Source organism: Mesorhizobium sp. B2-4-2, assembly GCF_006442845.1.
Lineage (GTDB): Bacteria > Pseudomonadota > Alphaproteobacteria > Rhizobiales > Rhizobiaceae > Mesorhizobium.
On sequence record NZ_VFVM01000004.1, the window covers coordinates 137,695 to 159,591 of the forward strand.

Consider the following 21,897-nt stretch of genomic DNA (forward strand, 5'->3'; position numbering starts at 1 on the left):
TGCTGTAAACAGATCCTGGAGGCCAACACCCGGCAGCGCTGTGCGCCCCCGGGTGCTTTTTGGTTTTGGCTTTTGCTTGCCACGAGACTTGGACACCTGGCGCGAACGCATTACCTCTCGGGCACCATCCGGTTGCCAGGGAAAAGGAAACAGAATGTTTGAATCACTTCAGGAGCGCCTTGGCTCCATCCTGAACGGCCTGACCGGCCGCGGCGCGCTGTCGGAGGCGGATGTCTCGGCGGCGCTCCGCGAGGTGCGCCGTGCGCTGCTCGAGGCCGACGTGGCGCTGGAAGTGGTGCGCTCCTTCACCGACAAGGTGCGCGAGAAGGCGGTCGGCGCGGCGGTGCTGAAGTCGATCAAGCCCGGCCAGATGGTCGTCAAGATCGTGCATGACGAGCTGGTCGACATGCTCGGCGCCGAAGGCGTCGCCGTCGACCTCAACGCACCGGCGCCTGTCGTCGTCATGATGGTCGGCCTGCAGGGTTCCGGCAAGACGACGACCTCGGCCAAGATCGCCAAGCGGCTCACCGAGCGTCAGAACAAGAAGGTCCTGATGGCCTCGCTCGACACGCGGCGCCCCGCCGCGCAGGAGCAGTTGCGCCAGCTCGGCGAGCAGGTCAAGGTGGCGACGCTGCCTGTCGTCGCCGGCCAGAACCCGGTCGATATCGCCAAGCGCGCCGTGCAGGCGGCCAGGCTCGGCGGTCACGATGTGGTCATCCTCGACACTGCCGGCCGCACCCATATCGACGAGCCGCTGATGGTCGAGATGGCCGACATCAAGAAGGTGTCGGGCCCGCACGAGATCCTGCTGGTCGCCGACTCCTTGACCGGCCAGGACGCCGTCAACCTCGCCAAGAGCTTCGACGAGCGCGTCGGCATCACCGGGCTGGTACTGACCCGCATGGACGGCGACGGCCGTGGCGGCGCCGCGCTCTCGATGCGCGCCGTCACCGGCAAGCCGATCAAGCTGATCGGCACCGGCGAGAAGATGGACGGGCTGGAGGAATTTCATCCCAAGCGCATCGCCGACCGCATTCTCGGCATGGGCGACATCGTTTCGCTTGTCGAAAAAGCCGCCGAGAACATCGACGCCGAGCAGGCGGCGGCGATGGCCAAAAAAATGCAGTCGGGCAAGTTCGACCTGAACGACCTCGCCCAGCAGCTTCAGCAGATGTCGAAAATGGGCGGCATGGGCGGCATCATGGGCATGATGCCCGGCATGGGCAAGATGAAGGACCAGATGGCCGCCGCCGGTCTCGACGACAAGATGTTCGGCCGCCAGCTCGCCATCATCTCTTCGATGACCAAGGCCGAGCGCGCCAACCCCGACATTCTCAAGCACTCGCGCAAGAAGCGCATCGCCGCCGGCTCCGGCACCGACGCGGCCGAGATCAACAAGCTCTTGAAGATGCATCGCGGCATGGCCGACATGATGAAGGCGATGGGCGGCAAGGGCAAAGGCGGCGGCCTGATGCGCGGCATGATGGGCGGGCTCGCCTCCAAGATGGGCCTCGGCGGCATGATGCCCGGTGGCATGGGCGGCATGCCTGACCTCTCCAAGATGGATCCCAAGCAGCTCGAAGCCTTGCAGAAGCAGGCGCAGGCCGCCGGCATGAAGGGCCTGCCCAGCGGCCTTCCCGGCGGCGGTGGCCTGCCCGGCTTGCCCGGCGGCATGAAGCTTCCCGGACTTCCCGGTCTCGGCGGCGGTGGTCTGCCTGGCCTCGGCAAGAAGAAGTGAGGACGCGATGAACGAGGAAAAGGACATGGCGGACGCCCGCACCATCCTGGCCGGCTACCGTGCTTCGATCGACAACATTGATGCCGCCCTCATCCACATGCTGGCCGAGCGCTTCCGCTGCACCAAGGCGGTCGGCCTGCTCAAGGCCGAGCATGGCTTGCCGCCGGCTGACCCGGCGCGCGAACAGCAGCAGATCGCCCGTCTTCGCCAGCTGGCGGACGATGCGCATCTCGACCCGGATTTCGCGGAGAAATTCCTCAATTTCGTCGTCCGCGAAGTGATCCGCCACCACGAACAGATCGCCGCTGCCAACGGCGTGACGAAAACCGGCTGAAGACAAAGATTTAGCCGCAACCCCACCAACGAAATCAGAGCTTTTAGGAGATAAGAAATGGCACTGAAGATCAGATTGGCCCGCGCGGGCTCGAAGAAGCGTCCCTACTACCACGTCGTCGTCGCCGACGCGCGCTCGCCGCGCGACGGCCGTTTCATCGAGTCGCTCGGCTCGTGGAACCCGCTGCTGCCGAAGGACGGCGAGCGCGTCAAGGTTGACGCCGAGCGCGTCAAGCACTGGCTGTCGCACGGCGCCCAGCCGACCGACCGCGTGCTGCGCTTCCTCGACGAGGCCGGCCTCGCCAAGCGCGACGCCCGTTCCAATCCGAAAAAGGCCGAGCCCGGCAAGAAGGCACAGGAGCGCGCCGCGCTTCTGAAGAAGGCGCAGGACGACGCCGCTGCCGCCGTCGCGGCGGCTGCGGCCGCGCCGGCCGAGGCGGAGCCCGCCACGGCCGAGTAATCGATCACCGATCGTCTTTTTCGAAACGGCGGACCCTTAGCCCGCCGTTTTCTATTTCGAATTCATTGTGCGGATGCTGCCGCTCAATAGCCGCTCGGGCAACGATCGACATAGACATGGCCGCGGCTGTCGCGATAACGGCAGCGGCCCGGTTCGCTGGCCCGCCCGATCAGCGCGCCGGCCACGGCACCGACCGCGCCGCCGACCACGGCGCCCTGGACGGGATCGCCCGCCACCGCCGCGCCGACCGCTGCTCCGCCCAGGCCGCCGACGGCCGCGCCTTTTTCCGTCTGCGAACAGGCGCCAAGCGCTGCCGTCAGCACCAGAATGGTCATGATTTTCTTCATTGTCGTTCCTCTCTCACGGGATCGCCGTCCTCGCCGCCATGTTCCTAACTCCCAGGCGGCCGATTTGATCCCTAGACATTGAAGGCCGGTGCTTCGCCGCGCCTGCCAAGGCCATGCCGATCTCCGGCAAGCGTTTGAAATCGTTGATGTTCTCACGCCGCAGCGCAGTTCTCTCGCCGGGTTGTCCGTGCAGCGCGCCGGCGTGGCTATCGGCGCGCTTCGGTCGCGTATATGAAGAGCCGGCGGGCGTGGCCCCTCAGACCAAGAGCAGGCAATATGGCCGGAGAGACAGATCTGAAGACATTGCTGGCGTCGATGACGCCGCAATTGATTGCCGGCATCCATGTCTTCGCCACGCTGCCGGCGGGTGTATCGGTTCCGGAAGGACTCGAAGCGGTCATGCTGTTTCGCGAACGCGAAGGCACGACATTGATTCTGCTCGAAGACGAGGCGCAGGCAGCCGGACTGGAAGCCGTTTTCCGCTGCCGCATGATAACGCTGAACATCCATTCGTCGCTGGAAGCCGTCGGCTTCCTCGCCGCCATCACCGCACGCCTCGCCGCCGCCGGCATGGGCGTCAATCCCGTCTCCGCCTTCTATCATGACCATCTGTTCGTGCCGGTCGACCGGGCCGAGGAAGCGATGAGGTTGCTGCGGGAACTGGCGGCGGAAAATCGGACATAGGCCAGCGCCCCCTCATCCGCCTGCCGGCACCTTCTCCCCGTATAAGGACGGGGGGAAGGTGAGCTAACGGCCGAAGGCCGAGCCCGCGACTGCGGGCCGCCGGTCGTCCGGCGCCCTCGCGGAGGGCCAGCCCCGGCAGCGGCGGTGCGGCCCGCGAGCGAAAGCCAAACAGCCGTCAGGCCGCCTTCTTCTTCGGCTGGATCAGGCCGCGCTCGACCAGCAGCTCGGCGATCTGCACCGCGTTGAGGGCGGCGCCCTTGCGCAGATTGTCGGAAACGATCCACATCGACAGGCCGTTGTCGATGGTCGAATCCTCGCGGATGCGCGAGATGAAGGTGGCGTCCTCGCCGGCCGATTCCAGCGGCGTGATGTAGCCGCCGTCCTCGCGCTTGTCCAAGACCTGACAGCCCGGCGCCTCACGCAGGATGTCACGCGCCTCGTCGGCGGTGATCGGGTTTTCGAACTCGATGTTGACCGCTTCCGAATGGCCGATGAACACCGGCACGCGCACGCAGGTCGCCGTCAGCTTGATCTTGGGATCGAGCATCTTCTTGGTCTCGGCGACCATCTTCCACTCTTCCTTGGTGAAGCCGTCATCGAGGAAAACGTCGATATGCGGGATCACGTTGAAGGCGATACGCTTGGTGAACTTCTTGACGTCGACCTGGTCGGCGACGAACACGGCGCGGGTCTGCGTGAACAGCTCGTCCATGCCTTCCTTGCCCGCGCCCGACACCGACTGGTAGGTGGCCACGACGATGCGCTTGATGGTGGCCGCGTCATGCAGCGGCTTCAGCGCCACGACGAGCTGCGCCGTCGAGCAGTTCGGGTTGGCGATGATGTTCTTGCGGGTGAACAGCGAGATCGCATCCGGGTTCACTTCCGGGACGATCAGCGGCACGTCGGCGTCGTAGCGGAAGGCCGAGGAATTGTCGATGACGACGCAGCCCTGCTTGCCGATCTTGGGTGACCATTCCTTCGAGACATTGCCGCCTGCCGACATGATACAGATGTCGGTGTCGGAAAAGTCGTAGGTGTCGAGTGCGCGGACCTTCAGCGTGCGGTCGCCGAACGACACTTCCGTGCCCTGGCTGCGGCGCGAGGCAAGCGCCACCACTTCGCTGACCGGAAAACCGCGCTCTTCCAGTATGTTGAGCATTTCGCGGCCCACATTGCCCGTGGCGCCAACTACCGCAACCTTGAAACTCATAAAGATCTCCTATCCCTCTCCGCTTGGTTGTTGGAGAAAACCCGCCGGCCAGGTGCGGGTTCCGTCCCCCGGGCCGAACCCGGGAGAGGGTGGTCAGGCCAAGGGAATCACACCGTTTTGGTGGTGGTTTTGGCCGTTACTTTGCTGGAACGGGGGGACGCGCCGAAACGCCCGACGCAATGATGCTCATTGCGGCTGGGGGCATCGAATGCAAGAAGAGCCATCAAAAGGCCGCGCATCGAAAAACGATCCCGTTCGAAGCGGGCTTTTACGCGGTTTGCGGCAGGAGTCAATCAGTGGTGTTTCTTCCTTCCCTTCTTGCCGGAGAAGGGAAGGCGGTGCCGCCTGCCCTGTACAAGAGCGGCGCCAGCAAGTACGAACGGGCGAGATCGTCTGGCTGGCGCTGCGCCAGTCCTGTATGTGCTCCATGATGAGCGCAAGCCCTGAATTCCGAAAGAGCGAGATGTCCAACTTCGAAGCACTTGTTCCTGCGCTGGCAAAGGCGCTGGAAAAACGCGGCTATGCCGAACTGACACCGGTGCAGAAGGCGGTCCTGGAACTTGGCCAGGCCGACGCGCTGGTGTCGGCGCAGACCGGTTCCGGCAAGACGGTGGCCTTCGGTCTTGCCATGGCGCCGACGCTCCTGGGCGGCGCCGAACGCTTTGCCGGTGCCGCGGCCCCGCTGGCGCTGGCGGTGGCGCCGACGCGCGAGCTGGCGCTGCAGGTGACGCGGGAACTGGAATGGCTCTACGAGCTGACCGGCGCCACGGTAGCCTCCTGCGTCGGCGGCATGGACATGCGTACCGAACGGCGTGCGCTGGAGCGCGGCGCCCATATCGTCGTCGGCACGCCCGGGCGGCTGCGCGACCACATCACGCGAAACTCGCTCGACATGTCGGCGCTGAAGGCGGTGGTGCTGGACGAAGCCGACGAGATGCTCGATCTCGGTTTTCGCGAGGACCTGGAATTCATCCTCGACGCCGCCCCCGCCGAGCGCCGCACGCTGATGTTTTCGGCCACCGTGCCGCGCTCCATCGCAACCCTCGCCCAGGGCTATCAACGTGACGCCGTGCGCATCTCGGCCGCCGGCGAGGAGAAGCAGCATCTCGACATCGAATACCGGGCGCTCAGCGTCGCCCAGGCCGATCGCGAGAACGCCATCATCAATGTGCTGCGTTTCTACGAGGCGAAAAACGCGCTGGTGTTCTGCAACACCCGTGCCGCCGTCAACCATCTCACCGCACGCTTCAACAACCGCAATTTTTCCGTCGTCGCGCTCTCGGGCGAGCTCAGCCAGAACGAACGCAGCCACGCGCTGCAGGCGATGCGCGATGGCCGCGCCAAGGTCTGCATCGCCACCGACGTCGCGGCGCGCGGCATCGACCTGCCCAATCTGGAGCTGGTCATCCACGCCGACCTGCCGACCAACCCGGAAACGCTGCTGCACCGAAGCGGCCGCACCGGACGCGCGGGTCGCAAGGGCGTCAGCGCGCTGATCGTGCCCAACAGCGCCCGCAGGCGCACCGAACGCCTGCTGGCGAGCGCAAAGCTGACCGCGACATGGGCAAGTCCGCCATCCGCCGACGACGTGATCCGCCGCGACGACGAGCGCATCCTTGCCGATCCCGCCTTCGACGAACCGGTGAAGGACGACGAACGCGGCTTCATCGACGCGCTTCTCGCCAAGCACGGCGCCGAGCAGGTGACGGCCGCCTTCGTGCGGCTGTGCCGCTCGAGCCGCTCGGCGCCAGAGGATCTGATGGACGTCGCGCCGTTCACGCCGTCGCGTGAAAGACCGGCGGGCGAAAACTTCGCGCGCCGCGACGAGGCGCCCAGCCGTCGCGATGATTTCGGCGCCAGCGTCTGGTTTTCGCTGTCGGTCGGGCGCCGGCAGAATGCCGAGCCGCGCTGGCTGATCCCGATGCTGTGCCGCACCGGCAGCATCACCAAGCGCGAGATCGGCGCCATCAAGATGCAGCCGGAAGAGACGTTCGTGCAGATCGCCGCCGACTGGGCCGACCGTTTCCTTGCCGCCGTTGGTCCCGACCGCAAACTGCAAGGTAACATCGTGGTGAAGCGGCTGGACGGCACGCCGGACCTGTCGCGCGCCGGCTACCAGCCGCCAAGTCCGGACAAGAAACCGCATCGCGGCAAGGCGCCGTTCGACCCGAACGCGCCGAAGCGCAAATTCGAGAAGCGCGCGCCGGCTGGCGACCAGCGCCCCGCCGCGCCGGACGCGAAGCCCTGGGCGAAGAAGCCGGGCAAGCCGAAATTCGACAACGCCGGACCGCCGAAACCCAAGAAGGCGAAGAAGCGGCCGAGCTGAGATCTCCCGGCCATGTCGTCACGATGGCTGCCGCGCCAGCCGTCGCATTTTCATGCTGCCCCTTGCGATCCGCCGGAACTTTGAACAGTCTGGTCGGGCGTTCGGGGGATCGGGGCATGCGCGGCGAAGTTCTTCACTATGACGAGACCCAGGGCTTCGGCTTCATCACCGGGGCGGATGGTGACCGCTATACTTTCGCGCGTGAGGATCTGCGCCGCGAAATCGCAATTGCCCGAGGCACGGCCGTTGAATTCCAGCCCGGCGGCGGCCAGGCGCGCGACATCTTCCCGGCCGGCGCCCAATCCGCGCCTCCAACCGGCGTGGCCGCCGCCGCCCATGCGCGAACCGGTGCGTCCGTCTCTTCCGCTGCTCAAATCGCACAGCCGCGGCATTTTGGCCGCGCCGCCAGCACCGGGCCGGCCGAGCCCGGCCTGTGGGGTTATTTCTGGCGCGGCATCACCGAGAATTATTTCAACTTCACCGGCCGCGCCCGCCGCAAGGAATACTGGGCCTATTGCCTGTTCTGGTTCGTCGCGCTGCTGGCAGTGACCGGCATCGGCATTTTCGCCGATGCCGCGATGGGCAATCTCGACGACGCTGAAATGCCGGCGGTGACGATTGGCCTGTTCGGCCTTTTCCTACTTGCGACCTTTCTGCCTGGCCTCGGCATGACCGTGCGTCGCCTGCACGATATCGGCCTGACCGGCTGGCTTTTCCTGGTGATCCTGATCCCCACCATCGGCAGCCTGATCATCCTGGTCTTCGCGCTCATCCCGACCCAGGCCCGGGAGAACCAGTGGGGACTGGTGCCGGCGGGCGCCAGAACGTAGCCCTGCGTGCGTATTGCAATTACATGCAACTTTAAGTAGCGTCTCGCGACGCAATGTGAAATGGGGCAGAGCATGCGCGGGACGGTGTTCCACTATGACGAAGGCCAGGACTACGGTTACATCAACGGAACCGACGGCAAACGCTACATCTTTTCCCGTATCGATTTCAGCCTGGAACTGCCCCTCGGCAGGGGTACCCTTGTCGAGTTCCAGCCGGGCGACGGCACGGCGCACAACATTGTCGCCACGGCCTCGGCCGCATCATCGCCAACCACCAGTCAGCCACGGCAGACCAGCCGTTCTGCCCGAAGCCGGCCCGCCTACTCCACAGGGCTGTGGGCTTATTTCTGGCGCGCGGTGATCGCGGATTATGGCAATTTCACCGGACGCTCCCGCCGCAAGGAATTCTGGGCCTTCTGGCTATTCTACACCCTCGGGGTGCTCGCGCTTTTCGGCTTCGGGATACTTGTTGAACTGGCGATCAACGGCTTCGAAACCAACGCGGACAGGACGCCGATGGGGTTCATAGGGTTCATACCCCTACTGGTGTTCTTTTCGGGATTGATCCTGCCTTGCATTGCGCTCCTCGTACGGCGTGCGCATGACGCCGGCCTGAGCGGCTGGTTTGCCCTGCTTTGCTTCATCCCGCTCATTGGCGGCATCGCCGTGCTAGTCTTCGGGCTTATGCCGCCTCAGCTGGGCGAAAATCCTTGGGGACCGGTGCCGGCGGGCGTCAGGGTCTGACCGCCCCCAGCGCCTCGCCCGAAAGCCTGAGAAAGATCTTCTGGCCGTGGCGTTCGGCGCCAAGCCGGTCGTAGAAGCGCAGCGCGCCTTCGTTCCAGTCCTCGGTGGTCAGGTCGATGCGGCCGATGCCGTGGCGCCGGCAATGGTCGGCGAGAAAGCCGACCAGCGCCCGGCCGACGCCGGCGTTGCGAGCCTTGTCGCGCACGAACAGATCCTTGAGGAACAATAGCCGCTCGAGGTCGATGCCGGGATGCGCGATCGCCACAGATGCCAGGCCGCTGATCTCGGCCCCGACGAAAGCCAGCGCGAAATGCGGATAGGCCGGGCTTTCCTCGCCCAGCCATTTGCGTGCCGCCGACAAGGCGCGCTCGTGGTCGAGCGGCGGCTGCCGGTAATGCACCGCCATGTCGCACAGCATTGTGGCGAGCGCCGTCGCGTCGCCGGTCGTCGCCCAGCGGACGTCGACCGTCATGGGGGTCAGCCCAGGAACTTGGCGATGATCGCGTCGCCCATCTCGACGGTGCCGACCTCGGTCATGCCAGCCGAGAGGATGTCCTTGGTGCGCAGCCCGTCGTCGAGCACGGCGGCGATTGCCGCTTCGAGCTTGTCGGCTTCATCGACCATGGCGAAGGAATAGCGCAGGCACATGGCGAAGGAAGCGATCATGGCGATCGGGTTGGCGATGCCCTTGCCGGCGATATCGGGCGCCGAACCGTGCACCGGCTCGTAAAGCGCCTTGCGCTTCTTGGTCTTGGCATCAGGCGCGCCGAGCGAGGCGGAAGGCAGCATGCCGATCGAGCCGGTCAGCATGGCGGCGATATCGGACAGCATGTCGCCGAACAGGTTATCGGTGACGATGACGTCGAACTGCTTGGGCCAGCGCACCAGTTGCATGCCGCCGGCATCGGCCAGCATGTGGTCGAGCTTGACGTCGGAATATCGGGCCTTGTGGGTCTGGGTGACGACCTCGTTCCACAACACGCCGGACTTCATGACGTTGCGCTTTTCCATCGAGGTGACATGGTTCTTGCGCGTGCGCGCCAATTCGAAGGCGACGCCCGAAATGCGCTCGATCTCGAACGTGTCGTAGACCTGGGTGTCGATGCCGCGCTTCTGGCCGTTGCCGAGATCGATGATCTGCTTGGGCTCGCCGAAATAGACGCCGCCGGTCAGTTCGCGCACGATCAATATGTCGAGGCCTTCGACCACCTCTTGCTTCAGCGAGGAGGACGCCGCCAGCGCCGGATAGCAGATCGCGGGCCTGAGATTGGCAAACAGCTCCATGTCCTTGCGCAGGCGCAGCAGGCCGGCCTCGGGGCGAACCTCGTAAGGCACGGCATCCCATTTCGGACCGCCGACGGCCCCGAACAGCACGGCGTCGGCGGCAACAGCCTTTTCCATGTCGGCATCGGAAATCGCGGCACCATGTGCATCGTAGGCGCAGCCGCCGACCAGCCCCTCGTCGGTGGCGAAGCCGCTGCCGAGCTTCTCGTTCATGGCCGCTATCAGCTTCTTGACCTCGGCCATGGCCTCGGGGCCGATGCCGTCGCCGGGAAGCAGGAAGAGATGTTTCGAAGCCATGGAGAGCCGTCCCAGAAAGAATGCGTTTCGATTTTGCACAGCATCCTTCGCGCGCCAATGAGGCGCGCGGCGCTGTGCGACCGCGGCCTTGCTAACCGCCAAGCGGTTGCGACGCAAGGAGGAACAATTGCCGAAGGCGGCTAAGTGCGTAATCTCCCCTTTGAGGGAGAGATGGCCGGCAGGCCAGAGGGGGGCGCTCCCGCCGACATTTCCAGGTCTGCAGTCGCCTCGGCGCTTTGCAGATATTCACCGATGTGAGAGAATGTTGACCAGCCGGCCGAAAGGATCGCGCACATAGAAGCGCCGCACGCCCCAGGGCTCGTCGGCCGGCCCGTATTCGATGGCGAAGCCGGCTGCCTTCATGGCGTCGAGTGCGGCATCAACATCGTCGACCTCGATCGACAGGTCCGGCACCGGCGTGCCCGACCCGCCTTGCGCCATGAAGCTGACCTGCACCTGCATCCTTTCCTCGGACCCGTAGGTGACGATCCAGCCTTGATCCATGAGCACATCGAGGCCGAGCACGTCATGGTAGAAGCGCCTCGCCGATGCCGCGTCCTTTGTTTCGATATTGGCTACGATACGCCGCACTGCCATGGCATTGGCCTCCTCAGTCTGTGCGCCGAAGCGCCGTCACCTCGATTTCGATCTTCATCTCCGGTCTGTTAAGCTGGCACACGATCATCGTTGCCGCCGGCCTGATCTCGCCGAACGCTTCGCCGAGAATGGGGAACACCACGTCGACGAAGGCCTGGTCGGTGATATAGTAATGCGCGCGCACCACATCTTCCATGTCGAAGCCGCCGTCCAGCAAGGCCTTGGCGATGGTTGCCAGGCAGTTGCGCGTCTGGGCCTCGACTGTTTCCGGCATCGTCATCGAGGCATAGTCATAGCCGGTCGTTCCGGACACGAAACACCAGTCGCCCTGCACCACGGCGCGCGAATAGCCGGCGGTCTTCTCGAAGGGCGAACCGGTGGAGATCAGCTTTCGCATGGCATCCTCGCAAAGGGGTGTGTTCGCAACCACTTTGCGGGCAAAGGCCTCGCGCGGCCATAGGCCAGACGGAGCTGGCCGTTGTCCCGATGACCTTGATCGTCGGCTGGGCCTCAGCTCGCCAGCCGGCTGACCATCTCGTGCTGGGCGTAGGCACGGCCGAAGCGGTTGGCGAGGAAGGCGTCGAGCGCGATGTCCTCCTGCTTGACGAAGCCGGTCGCCGGCAAGGTGCCGTCGGCCAGCATGTCGAGCACGGCGCAGATTCCCGATGCCGTGGTGATCTGGATGGCGCTGCGGACGGTCTGGCCGACCCGCTTCGAATAGATCTTGTTGGCGTAGGTCTCCTGCAGCAGGCGGCCGTTCTTGCGCCCCGAGACGGTGACGAAGACGATGACCACGTCCTGCAGCGTCGCTGGCAGTGCGCTTTCGAATATGTCCTTCAGCACCTCGCGGCGGTGACGCAGGCCGAGATCGTTGAGCAGCGCCTTCATGATGGCGGCGTGGCCGGGATAGCGGATGGTGCGATAGTTGAGCGTGCGCACCTTGCCCTTCAGCGTCTCGGCCAGCGTGCCGAGCCCGCCCGAGGTGTTGAAGGCCTCGTAGGTCACCCCGTCGAGCGAGAATTCCTCACGCTCCTCCAGCGGCGGCACCTCGACCAGCTCGCCCTCGACGATCGCCTCGCAGGGCTCGCAATATTCGTTGATGACGCCGTCGGTGCTCCAGGTCAAATTGTAGTTCAGCGCGTTCGAAGGATATTGCGGCAGCGCGCCGACCCGCATGCGCACGCTCTCCAGCGTGTCGAAACGGCTGGCGAGATCGTTGGCGACGATCGAGATGAAGCCTGGCGCCAGCCCGCATTGCGGAATGAAGGCGCTGTTGGCCGAACGCGCCAGTTCCTTCACGCGCCGGGTCGAGACGACGTCCTCCGTGAGGTCGAGATAATGCACGTCGGCGCTTGCGGCGGCTTCGGCGATGCGCGTGGTCAGATGGAAGGGGGCGGCGCTGAGCACCGCGAACTTGCCGGCGAGCGCAGCTTCCAGCCTGCCCGCGGCCGCGATGTCGAGTTCCAGCGTCTCGACCCCGTCAGGCAGTTCGGCCGCGGCAAGCTGCGCGGCCGAGCGGTCGACGAGAGTGACGTGATAGTCCCCGGTTGAAAACAGCATCTCGGCAATGGTCGAGCCGATCTTGCCGGCGCCGACGACAACAATTTTCTTCATGACCCGGTTCCCTCGCCCGACAGTTGATTTGTCCCGCTACAATCGCCGCTTGCCGGACGAAAGGAAGCGTGGAATTATACGAAATGAAGTATCCTTTTTGTCGATATGCCGACCAGGTCCGTCGAAATGCTCAGTGATGCCGACCAGGCCCTGCTTGCCCTGCTGCGCGAGAACGCCCGCGCCTCGACCGCCGCTCTGGCGCGCCGGCTCGGCGTGTCGCGCACCACGGTGCAGAGCCGCATCGAACGGCTGGAGCAGCGCGGCATCATCGCCGGCTACGGCGTCAAGCTTGCGCCCGATTATGAACAGGGACTGGTGCGGGCGCATGTGCTGCTCACCGTGACGCCCAAGCTCGCCGACAAGGTGGTGCGCAGCCTGCGCGCCCTGGCGCCGGTCAGGACGCTGCATTCGGTGAGCGGCAATTTCGACATGATCGTCATCGCCGACGCGCCGTCGATCAAGGACCTGGACACGCTGCTCGACCAGATCGGCGCCCTCGAAGGCGTCGAACGGACGTCGTCATCGATCATCCTGTCGACGCGCATCGATCGCTAGAGCACTTGGCCCACAGACGATCTGGATGAAGGCGCCCGCCTCAGCCTCCCAGCGGGTAGGGCATGTAGCCGACGAAGCCCGCGACCTTCCAGCTGCCGCCGACCTTCCTGCAGAAATACAGCGTCTGCCATTTCAGCCGATCGACATCGCCATCCGCCTTGGCGACGGTGCCGTCGAATTTCTTGTGCAGCACGGCGCGGTCGCCGTCGACATCGATGTCGCGCAGGTTGGTGACGCGGAACAGCGCCTCGCGCAGCGGCTCCGCGAATTTGGTCGCCGCCGTTTCCTTGGCCTGGCGCAGCCACTCGTCGCGATAGATCTCCAGCCGCGGGAACTGCAGCCGCCAGGCGTCGGCGTTGGCAAGAAAATGCGCGTGCATGCCGAAGAAGCTTTCGGCGACAAAATCGTCCTCGACCATGGACCAGTCCTGACCGATGAAGGCATCGATGTCGCGCCGCACCAGCATCTCCCAGAGGGCGTGGCGGTCGGCATCACCTGATGGAAACGGGTTTTTGTCGAAGGTCATTCTCGGTTCTCCGCTCTGGAAATGCGCCCGTCCGTTTCAAGCCCGGCCGGCGAGCGCGCACGATGCAAGCGCTTCTGTAATAAAGCAACATGGATTTCCAGGAATGTTGCTTTCCAACAAGACCTCTATCGGGATCGCCTCGATCGGGGTAAATCTCGGCCGAAGCGGGCGCTCCCATCGTGTCCCGTCATAGCATCAGAGGAGGTCCGCTCTTGCCCAAGCAATGTTTTGGAACGTCGCATGTCCCGCTGTCCCCCGCGGTGCGGGCCGGCGACTTCGTCTATATCTCGGGCCAGGTGCCGGTCGGCGGCGACGGCATCGTGGTCAGGGGCGGCATATCCGAACAGACGGAGCAGGTGCTTTCCAACGTCAAGGCGGCGCTGGCGCTGGCCGGCTGCACCATGGACGATGTGGTCAAGACCACCGTCTGGCTTGAGGACGCGCGCGACTTCGGCGCTTTCAACACCGTCTATGCGAGGCATTTCCCGAAGAACCCGCCGGCCCGCACCACGGTCGAATCGCGGCTGATGATCGACATCAAGATCGAAGTGGAAGCCGTCGCCTACCGGCCGCTCTGACGGCCGTCGGCGGGGATGGAACGAAGCGGAGGCGCGCCCGATGCAATTTGATCTTCTGTTCAAGGGCGGGCGGCTGATCGATCCGGCGGCCGGGCTCGACGCGCCGCGCGATCTTGCCATCGCCAATGGCCGCGTCGCCGCCATCGACGCCGACATTCCCGCCGACCGCGCGGCCAGCGTCATCGATGCCAAGGGCTGCATCGTGGCGCCCGGCCTCGTCGACCTGCACAGCCACGTCTATTGGGGCGGCACCTCGCTCGGCGTCGATGCCGACCGGCTGGCGGCCAAGAGCGGCACCACCACCTTCATTGATGCCGGCAGTGCCGGCGCCGGCAATTTCCTCGGCTTCCGCCGCCATGTCATGGAGCGCTCGAAGGTGCGCATCCTGGGTTATGTCAACATCTCCTTCGCCGGCATTTTCGGCTTCTCGCAGACCGTCTCGGTCGGCGAGTGCAGCGATCTCAGGCTCTGCGAACCGCGCGAAGTGGTGGCGGCGGTGCGCGAGCACGCGGACGTCGTCGTCGGCGTCAAGGTCCGCTCCGGCAAGCATGCCGGCGGCACCAGCGGCATCGCGCCGGTCGATCTGGCGCTGGAGGCGGCCGACAAATCCGGTCTGCCGCTGATGGCGCACATAGACGAACCGCCGCCCGGGCGCTCGGAAGTGCTGCCGCGCCTGCGCAGGGGCGACATTCTCACCCACTGCTTCCGACCGTTTCCGAACGCGCCGGTCTTCGCCTCCGGCGCGGTGCGGCCCGACATGCGGCTGGCGCGCGAGCGTGGCGTCATCTTCGATCTCGGCCACGGCATGGGCTCGTTCGACTTCGAGGTCGCTCGCGCCATGCTGGCCGAAGGGCTGGCGCCCGACGTCATCTCGAGCGACGTGCATCTCTACTGCGTCGACGGTCCTGCCTTCGACATACTGGTGTGCATGTCGAAGCTGCTGGCGCTCGGCATGCCGCTGGTCGAGGTGTTGCGCGCCGCCACCCAAGCGCCGGCGCAGGCGATCGCGCGGCCTGATCTGGGCACGCTCAAGGTCGGAACCGCCGGCGACGTCGCGCTGCTGCGGCAGCACTCCGGCCGCTTCACCTTTGTCGACGCGGTCGGCGCCTCGCTGGTCGCCGACCAGCGGCTGGTCTGCGAAGGCATCGCCATCGGCGGCGCCTGGTGGCCGAACGAGACGATGAACGATGTCGGCGACACCGAGCGTTTCGAGGCGCATGTGGGGCATACGCATGTCGAGGTCGCGGCCAGGCATTTTGGGCACCGGCATGATTGATTGATCTCGGTAGCACTGCGCCGCCTGTCTTGCCGCGGCTGCGAGTTTGGCGAATGGCTTCCCCCACTCCGTCGCTGCTCCGCAGCGCCACCTCTCCCCCCTCCGGAGGGAGAGGAAGGGAGCCTCCCGGCATAAGCTCGCGCCCTTCCTCTCCCCCGTCGATCGGGGGAGAGGTGTCGAGCGAAGCTCGACGGAGTGGGGGCGACCTTCCCTTGAAGCAACGCTTCCGCTTCACCGTCGCGCGTTGCTGACCGCCCCATAAACCGGCGTATCAATCCCCTCCATCCGCGCCTTGATCTGCAGCGCCACATATTTCGAATAGAAGCGCGAGAGCGCCAGATTGCCGCCGTGGAACCACAGCGCTTCCTGTGCCGTCGGTTTCCACATGTTGCGCAGTTCGCCCTGCCATGGCCCGGGGTCGCCCTTGACGCCGGAGCCGAGGCCCCAGCACGGGCCGACCCTGTCGGCGACCTCGCGCGAGACGATTTGCGCCACGGTTTCGTTCATCGACTGATAGCCGGTGCAGGCGATGATGACGTCGGCTTCAAGCTCGCTGCCGTCCTCGAAGAGAATGCCTTTCGCGGTCAGCGACTTGATCGCCACGCCGCTGCGGATGCCGATCTTGCCGTCGATGATCAGGTCCGAGGCGCCGACATCGATGTAGTAGCCGGAGCCGGTGCGGTAGGCCTTCATCAGCAGGCCGGTCTCGTCGTCGCCGAAGTCGAGGGCGAACCCGGCGGCGCGAAGCCGCTCGTAAAAAGCCGCGTCGCGTGCGCGGATGACGTCGTAGAGCGCCCGCTGGCCCTTGGGCACCAGCGCGAAGGGCGTCGAGGCGACGATCATGTCGGCCTTTTCGGTGGTGATGCCGCGCGCCAGCGCGTTCTCCGAAAAGATCTCGAAACCGACTTCCATCAGCGTGTCCGATTTGACCACGGTCGTCGGCGAACGCTGGATCATGGTGACCTCGGCGCCGCTTTCCCAGAGATCGACGCAGACATCGTGCCCGGAGCTCGCCGCGCCGATGACCGCGGTCTTTTTGCCGCGGAGCTTCTCGCCGCTGGAATACTGGCTGGAATGCAGCAGCTCGCCCTTAAAGTCACCGGCGCCCGGCAGGTCGATCGGCCGCGCCGGACCGTAGGCGCCGGTGGCGAAGACGATGTGCTTGGGCTTCAGCGTGATGTGCTGGCCGACGCGGTCCACGACCACGGTCCAGACCTTCTCGGCCTCGTCATAGCTGGCGCTGACGCATCTGGTGGCGACCCAATAGTTGAGCTCCATGACGCGCGTGTACATTTCCAGCCAGTCGCCCATCTTGTCCTTGGGCGTGAAGACCGGCCAATTGTCGGGAAACGGAATGTAAGGCAGATGGTCGTACCAGACCGGATCGTGCAGCACGAGGGTGCGGTAGCGCTTGCGCCAGGAATCGCCCGGCCGGGCATTCTTCTCGATGACGATCGAGGGCACGCCGAGCTGCCTGAGCCGCGCGCCCAGCATGATGCCGCCCTGGCCGCCGCCGATGACCAGGCAATAGGGCTGCTCGGAAGCGCCGAGCTCGCGGGTCTCGCGCGCGCGCGCCTCCGACCAGGTCTCGCGCTCCGGGTCGGCCTTGTGGCGCACGCCCAGCGGCCGCGTCGCGCCCTTGCGCTCCTCGAATCCTTTCAGGTCGGTCATTGCCGTGAACAATGTCCGGCAGCGGCCGTCGCGCAGGCGCATGATGCCCTGGCCCGAGGCCACGGCGGTCTCGAAGGTGAACCAGGCCTCGATTATCCCCTCGTCCGAGGTGGCTTCGCCGGTGAGCTGCCATCTTGCCGGCCGCGTCGCTGCCAGCGTCGCCTTCAGCATGTCGGCGATCGCCTCGCGCCCTTCCATCGTGGTGACGTTCCAGGTGAAGGTCAGGAGGTCACGCCAGTAGCAATCGTCGACGAACAGGTTGGCCGCGGCCGCTATGTCACCGGCTTCGAGCGCCTTGTCGAAAGCGCCGAGCCATGCGGCTGCCTGTTGCGATGGTGCTATTTCGAGCATTTGTTTCCCTCTTTTTCGCGTTGGCGCTGTCCGGTGTTCCCTTCTCCCCTTGTGGGAGAAGGTGGCCTCGCGGAGCGAGGTCGGATGAGGGGTGCTCCAGCTCGGCACGGCCGGCACTCCGTCACCCACCCCTCAACCGTCTCGGCGCTGCGCGCCGATCCACCTTCTCCCACAAGGGGAGAAGGAAAAAACGTCCTAATCCCCGAGCGGCTCCATCTCGTTGCCGGTGCGGTGGATCTGGGCATTGTATTTGATGCGGCGGACCGTCTCGCGGGCCGAGCCGTCGAGCTTGTAGGCGGCAGCCACCGCCATGAGGTCGATCATGGCCAAAAAGGCGAAGCGCGATGCCGTCGGCTTCAGCGTATCGGGATATTCCGGCACCGCTACGGTCAGCCTGACGTCGCCGACGCGCGCGAGCTCGGTGTCGGGCGCCGTCACGCAGATGGCATTGGCGCGGTAGTGCTTGGCGAGTTCGACCGCCTCGATCACCTCGCGCGTGCGCCCCGTCGCCGAAATGGCGATCACCAGGTCGCCGGGCTTCAAGGTCGAGGCGGTCATGCGCATGAGATAAGGGTCGCATTGCGCGCTGATCGATATGCCGTAGCGAAACAGCCGGTATTGCGTTTCCTGCGCCAGCGCCGAGGAACTGCCGCCCAGTCCGAACACCGTAACCTGGCGCGCCTTGGCGATCAGCTCGGCGGCCTTCTGCAGCTGGACCGGATCGAGCTGCCGCTCGGCCTCCTGCAGCGCCCGCCGCGCTTCGCCGAACACCGCGTTCCAGAACGGCATGCCGGTGTCGTTCTCCCTGGCTGGCGAAGTGTCCAGATAGAGCGCGCCGACGACGAGGCTCTGCGCCAGCTTCAGCTTGAAATCACGCACGCCCTCGCAGCCGATGGCGCGGCAGAAGCGGGTCACCGTCGGTTCGCTGACGCCGGCACGCTGGGCAAGGGCGGCGTTGGAGGCATCGACCGCGTATTTGACGTCGTCGAGCACGACATCGGCGACGCGGCGCTCGGCCGGACGCAGCTCGGCATAGGTATCCTTGACCAGCGAGATGATGTCGGGAATGCGCCGCACAGGCTCACCCCCGTCCGCCTCGCCATCCGTCATCAGGTTTTCCCGGCTGTCAGCTTCGGTCATGAAGTGGCCTTCCCTGGTCCCTTGTCGACCTCTTACCATGCTTGCACGCTGTCGTTCCATGTGCACGGCCCCGCTGCAACTGCTGCGTGCCGTTGCGGCATGTCACCCGGCTTTGCCCATCTGCAACGCCCGCCTTGTTATGCCACTTTTCCCGAGTATGTAGGAAAGCAACACGCATTTCAAGATAAAGAAAAGACAGCGAAAGCAGGTATGTAGAGGAATAGGCGGCTCTCAACGACGGAACGATCGCGCTCTTCGCTTGACACCAAAGTAGGATAGTTACACACTGACTTTGGCAGTCGATTGGACGCACTCTCCGAGGGGCGGATGAACGCGGGCGAAACAACAGCGCCGAAGCTTGGTGTGCAGGCAGCGACCAAGATCTATCACACCGCATCCGGCGACCTCCTGGCGCTGGACCGCTGCAGCCTCGACGTCCACGCCAATGAAATCGTTTCGATCGTCGGCCCGTCCGGCTGCGGCAAGACCACGCTTTTGTGGTCGATGTCGGGCTTGCACAACCTGACCGGCGGCGAGATCCGGCTCGACGGCGTCAAGATCACCGGGCCGCATCCCGACATCGGCATCGTGTTCCAGGAAGCGAACCTGCTGCCTTGGCGCAATCTCGATGCCAACATCCGCTTTCCCTTCGAGATCAAGGGCGAGAAACCAGACCGCGCATGGATCGCGCATCTGCTCCACCGCGTCGGGCTCGACGGTTTCGGCGGCAAGTTCCCGCGCGAGCTTTCGGGCGGCATGCAGCAGCGCGCCGCGATCGTGCGGGCGCTGGCGCCAAAACCCTCCGTGCTTTTGATGGACGAGCCGTTCGGCGCGCTCGACAGTTTTACCCGCGAGGAGATGAACCGTCTCGTCGAGGAGATCTGGCTCGACACCAAGACCACCATCGTCTTCATCACCCACAGCATTGAGGAAGCAATCTTTCTCTCCGACCGCGTGGTGGTGCTGAGCGCGCGGCCCGGCCGCGTCGCCAGGGAGTATCGCGTGCCGTTCGCGCGGCCGCGCTCGCTGGAGATCATGGCGACGAAAGAGGTTTTCGACCTCACCAACCGGATCAAGATGGACATCGTCGGCGAGCGCGCCAGGCCCAAGGCACCGGAACAGGAACGCGCCAGCGCCGAGATCGTGAGGATCAGGCCGTGAGCGACGCCATCCCGGAATTCTCCAAATCCAAATCGGGTGCCAAGTCCGGCGATGGGCAGGACGTCAGCCTGACCAATCTCTCGGCCTTCGCCAGCGGCCCCGGCATCAAGTCGGGCAAGGAGGTGGCGGCGATCATAGCTGTCGCCGTAATCATAATCGGCGGCATCGAATTGGCGCTGCGCCTGTTCCATGTGCCGCTCTACATCATGCCGCCGCCAAGCTCGATCGCCTACGCGCTGTTCGACGAGTTCCCGCTGATTGCGCCGCATCTCGGCTATACGCTGGTCGAGCTGGTTTCCGGCTTCGCCATCGGAGCCGTCGTCGGCCTGGTGCTGGCCGCCGTCATCACCCAGTTTCCCTTCGCCGAAAAGATCGTCGCGCCCTACATCCTGCTTCTCGTCACCACGCCGATGCTGGCGCTGGTGCCGCTTTTGATCCTTCGCTTCGGTTTCGGCTACACGCCGCGCATCATCGCGGTGGCGCTGGCCGCCGGGCCGATGGTGATGATCAACGCAGCCACCGGCTTTCGCCGCGTCGACAGCGCCAAGATCGCGCTGGCGCGCTCCTATGGCGCCAGCACCTTGCAGATATTCTGGAAGATCCGCGCGCCGATGGCGCTGCCTATGATCCTGGTCGGGCTGATGATCGGCGCCATCTTCGGCCTGCTGACCGCAGTCGGCGCGGAGATGGTCGGCGGCGGCTTCGGCCTCGGCAACCGGCTCACCACCTATTCGTCGATGATCCAGATGCCGCAATTCTTCGCCGTGGTGCTGATCCTGTCGACGCTCGGCATCCTGATCTACGTGCTGTTCTTCCTGATCGGCAAGAAATGGGCGAGCTGGGAGGCTTGAGCACGAGATCATGAACGCCCCGGAGTGGGCGAGGAGCGGGCGAAAGGCCATCGATCAACAAGAAGGTCAATCAACAAAAGGGGAATGCCATGACCGACCAGAACTCATTCCAGACGGCGACAAGAACGGGCATCAGCCGCCGCACCTTCCTGCAGGTGACGGCAGCCGGCGTCGTGACCGCCACCGCGCTCGGTGCATCGGGCTTGAAGGCCAGGGCGGCGGCCTATGAGAAATTCACCTGGATCTCGCCGCGCGGCACGCTCGAAGTGCTCGACGACTATCCTTATTGGGCAGCCAAGAAGGCAGGCTATTTCGATGGGCTCAGTACCGACATGCAGCCAGGCCCGTCAGACGGCACGGCGACGGTGAAGTTCGTCGATGTCGGCCAGGCCGATATGGGCTTTCCCTCGCCCGGCGTGTTCTCCTTCGCCATCCAGAACGGCATGAAGCTGAAGTCGGTGTTCCACATGGGCGCGCGCGACACGTTCTCCATCGCCTTCCGCAAGGGCGAGGGTACGAACGACTTGAAGAAGCTGGAAGGCAAGACCATCCTGCTCGGCTCCGCCGCCTGGCAGTCGATCACCGATCCGCTGCTCGCCGCGCAAGGCGTCGACATCAAGAAGGTCAAGTATGTCGAGGCCGGCTGGCCGACGTGGGGCACCGCGCTCGCCGGCGGCCAGGGCGACGCTGCCTTGTCGTGGGAGGGGCTGCGCGCCGAATGGATCGCCAAGGGGCTCGACTTCGAATACTGGCTCGGCGTGAAGAATTCCAAGCTGCCGGCCAACACCTTCGTCGTGCGCGCCGCCGATCTCGAAGATCCCGACAAGAAGGCGTTCCTGGAAAAATATCTGCGCGGCTGGGCGATGGGGCTGGAGTTCGGCTACCAGAACCCGCGCGCGGCGGTCGAAGCGGTGTTCGAGCAGTTCCCCACGCTTGCCAAGAACCTTGGGCCCGAGCTCGGCACCACCTCGATCCTGCAGCAGATCAACGTTTTCCGCGGCGACATGGACAAGCGCGGCGGCTGGGGCTCGCACGACATGGCGAGCTGGCAAGGCTTCTTCGACGAGATCCACAAGATCGGCCAGATCACCAATCCGGTGAAGGCCGAGGACGTCTGCACCAACGAGCTGATCCCGGCCGCCAACGACTTCGACAAGGCCAAGGTCAAGGCCGATGCCGACGGCGTCAAGCTGACGGAGGGCTTTGCCGCGCTCGATGTCGAGAAGATCAAGGCGCATCTGTTCGATTCGGCGGTGAAGTAAGGGCTGCAAAAGAGGTCGTTCATTGCCCTGTCTTGGCTCCTTTCCTCTCCCTCCGGACAGGG

23 protein-coding genes are annotated in these 21,897 nt (G+C 64.9%); 13 read left to right on the forward strand and 10 right to left on the reverse strand.

From position 1 onward, the window contains the following. Positions 1-154: 154 nt before the first annotated feature. The 3 genes from ffh to rpsP are packed head-to-tail and all read left to right on the forward strand — an operon-like array spanning position 155 to position 2,531. Positions 155-1,738 (forward strand): signal recognition particle protein, encoded by a 1,584-nt coding sequence (ffh, locus tag FJ942_RS10900; RefSeq protein ID WP_140492163.1) that lies wholly within the window; start codon positions 155-157, stop codon positions 1,736-1,738. Positions 1,739-1,745: 7 nt separating this feature from the next. Next, positions 1,746-2,072: a chorismate mutase gene (locus tag FJ942_RS10905; RefSeq protein WP_140492160.1), complete on the forward strand. Its 327-nt coding sequence runs from the start codon at positions 1,746-1,748 to the stop codon at positions 2,070-2,072. Between the two features lie 57 nt (positions 2,073-2,129). Further along, complete coding sequence (rpsP, locus tag FJ942_RS10910; protein WP_140492156.1) at positions 2,130-2,531, forward strand: 30S ribosomal protein S16; 402 nt, start codon at positions 2,130-2,132, stop codon at positions 2,529-2,531. Between the two features lie 83 nt (positions 2,532-2,614). On the opposite strand, the gene FJ942_RS10915 is transcribed toward rpsP, so the two are convergent. Beyond that, positions 2,615-2,878 carry a glycine zipper domain-containing protein gene (locus tag FJ942_RS10915; protein WP_140492153.1) on the reverse strand — a complete coding sequence of 88 codons (264 nt, stop codon included), beginning with the start codon at positions 2,876-2,878 and terminating at the stop codon, positions 2,615-2,617. Positions 2,879-3,154: 276 nt separating this feature from the next. On the opposite strand from FJ942_RS10915, the gene FJ942_RS10920 reads away from it, so the two are divergent. Further along, positions 3,155-3,562 carry an ACT domain-containing protein gene (locus FJ942_RS10920; RefSeq protein WP_140514037.1) on the forward strand — a complete coding sequence of 136 codons (408 nt, stop codon included), beginning with the start codon at positions 3,155-3,157 and terminating at the stop codon, positions 3,560-3,562. 175 nt (positions 3,563-3,737) lie between these two features. Here the strand turns inward: FJ942_RS10920 and FJ942_RS10925 are convergent, their stop codons facing one another. After that, complete coding sequence (locus FJ942_RS10925; RefSeq protein WP_140492147.1) at positions 3,738-4,772, reverse strand: aspartate-semialdehyde dehydrogenase; 1,035 nt, start codon at positions 4,770-4,772, stop codon at positions 3,738-3,740. A 463-nt stretch (positions 4,773-5,235) separates the two neighbouring features. Between FJ942_RS10925 and FJ942_RS10935 the strand changes: the two genes are divergently transcribed. The 3 genes from FJ942_RS10935 to FJ942_RS10945 all read left to right on the forward strand — a co-directional run bounded on the left by FJ942_RS10935 (position 5,236) and on the right by FJ942_RS10945 (position 8,672). After that, positions 5,236-7,098 (forward strand): DEAD/DEAH box helicase, encoded by a 1,863-nt coding sequence (locus FJ942_RS10935; protein WP_140897710.1) that lies wholly within the window; start codon positions 5,236-5,238, stop codon positions 7,096-7,098. A gap of 116 nt (positions 7,099-7,214) precedes the next feature. Then, positions 7,215-7,928: a DUF805 domain-containing protein gene (locus FJ942_RS10940; RefSeq protein ID WP_140897712.1), complete on the forward strand. Its 714-nt coding sequence runs from the start codon at positions 7,215-7,217 to the stop codon at positions 7,926-7,928. 72 nt (positions 7,929-8,000) lie between these two features. Then, positions 8,001-8,672, forward strand: coding sequence for a DUF805 domain-containing protein (locus FJ942_RS10945; protein ID WP_140897714.1), 672 nt, complete (start codon positions 8,001-8,003; stop codon positions 8,670-8,672). Here the strand turns inward: FJ942_RS10945 and FJ942_RS10950 are convergent. From FJ942_RS10950 to FJ942_RS10970, 5 genes are all read right to left on the reverse strand, one after another. Next, on the reverse strand, positions 8,662-9,144 hold the full coding sequence (locus tag FJ942_RS10950; protein ID WP_140524560.1) for a GNAT family N-acetyltransferase: 483 nt from the start codon (positions 9,142-9,144) through the stop codon (positions 8,662-8,664). The genes FJ942_RS10945 and FJ942_RS10950 overlap by 11 nt on opposite strands. A gap of 5 nt (positions 9,145-9,149) precedes the next feature. Continuing rightward, complete coding sequence (gene leuB / locus FJ942_RS10955; RefSeq protein WP_140492129.1) at positions 9,150-10,253, reverse strand: 3-isopropylmalate dehydrogenase; 1,104 nt, start codon at positions 10,251-10,253, stop codon at positions 9,150-9,152. 246 nt (positions 10,254-10,499) lie between these two features. Further along, complete coding sequence (locus FJ942_RS10960) at positions 10,500-10,850, reverse strand: VOC family protein (protein WP_140554775.1); 351 nt, start codon at positions 10,848-10,850, stop codon at positions 10,500-10,502. A gap of 13 nt (positions 10,851-10,863) precedes the next feature. Then, on the reverse strand, positions 10,864-11,247 hold the full coding sequence (locus tag FJ942_RS10965) for a RidA family protein (protein WP_140625361.1): 384 nt from the start codon (positions 11,245-11,247) through the stop codon (positions 10,864-10,866). A 113-nt stretch (positions 11,248-11,360) separates the two neighbouring features. Next, positions 11,361-12,464 (reverse strand): saccharopine dehydrogenase family protein, encoded by a 1,104-nt coding sequence (locus FJ942_RS10970; protein ID WP_140625360.1) that lies wholly within the window; start codon positions 12,462-12,464, stop codon positions 11,361-11,363. A 126-nt stretch (positions 12,465-12,590) separates the two neighbouring features. On the opposite strand from FJ942_RS10970, the gene FJ942_RS10975 reads away from it, so the two are divergent. Then, the gene (locus FJ942_RS10975) at positions 12,591-13,019 is read left to right on the forward strand and encodes an Lrp/AsnC family transcriptional regulator (protein ID WP_140492118.1); all 429 of its coding nucleotides are present in this window, start codon (positions 12,591-12,593) and stop codon (positions 13,017-13,019) included. 40 nt (positions 13,020-13,059) lie between these two features. On the opposite strand, the gene FJ942_RS10980 is transcribed toward FJ942_RS10975, so the two are convergent. After that, a complete protein-coding gene (locus FJ942_RS10980; RefSeq protein ID WP_140897716.1) occupies positions 13,060-13,545 on the reverse strand; it encodes a hypothetical protein in 486 nt (161 codons plus the stop codon). A gap of 212 nt (positions 13,546-13,757) precedes the next feature. On the opposite strand from FJ942_RS10980, the gene FJ942_RS10985 reads away from it, so the two are divergent. After that, complete coding sequence (locus FJ942_RS10985; protein WP_140559204.1) at positions 13,758-14,123, forward strand: RidA family protein; 366 nt, start codon at positions 13,758-13,760, stop codon at positions 14,121-14,123. A 40-nt stretch (positions 14,124-14,163) separates the two neighbouring features. After that, on the forward strand, positions 14,164-15,399 hold the full coding sequence (locus FJ942_RS10990; RefSeq protein ID WP_140897718.1) for an amidohydrolase/deacetylase family metallohydrolase: 1,236 nt from the start codon (positions 14,164-14,166) through the stop codon (positions 15,397-15,399). Positions 15,400-15,630: 231 nt separating this feature from the next. Here the strand turns inward: FJ942_RS10990 and FJ942_RS11000 are convergent, their stop codons facing one another. Together FJ942_RS11000 and FJ942_RS11005 are read right to left on the reverse strand one after the other, a co-directional pair. Further along, entirely contained in the window at positions 15,631-17,421 is a 1,791-nt protein-coding gene (locus FJ942_RS11000; RefSeq protein WP_140897720.1) for an NAD(P)/FAD-dependent oxidoreductase, read from the reverse strand. Positions 17,422-17,616: 195 nt separating this feature from the next. Next, positions 17,617-18,561, reverse strand: coding sequence for a MurR/RpiR family transcriptional regulator (locus tag FJ942_RS11005; protein ID WP_140563895.1), 945 nt, complete (start codon positions 18,559-18,561; stop codon positions 17,617-17,619). A 327-nt stretch (positions 18,562-18,888) separates the two neighbouring features. Here FJ942_RS11005 and FJ942_RS11010 point away from each other — a divergent pair, with 327 nt between their 5' ends. The 3 genes from FJ942_RS11010 to FJ942_RS11020 all read left to right on the forward strand — a co-directional run bounded on the left by FJ942_RS11010 (position 18,889) and on the right by FJ942_RS11020 (position 21,835). Next, entirely contained in the window at positions 18,889-19,722 is an 834-nt protein-coding gene (locus FJ942_RS11010; RefSeq protein ID WP_140897722.1) for an ABC transporter ATP-binding protein, read from the forward strand. Further along, positions 19,719-20,573 (forward strand): ABC transporter permease, encoded by an 855-nt coding sequence (locus FJ942_RS11015; protein ID WP_140492076.1) that lies wholly within the window; start codon positions 19,719-19,721, stop codon positions 20,571-20,573. The genes FJ942_RS11010 and FJ942_RS11015 overlap by 4 nt, the downstream gene beginning before the upstream one ends. An 89-nt stretch (positions 20,574-20,662) precedes the next feature. Next, positions 20,663-21,835: an ABC transporter substrate-binding protein gene (locus FJ942_RS11020; protein ID WP_140554766.1), complete on the forward strand. Its 1,173-nt coding sequence runs from the start codon at positions 20,663-20,665 to the stop codon at positions 21,833-21,835. Positions 21,836-21,897: the final 62 nt, after the last annotated feature.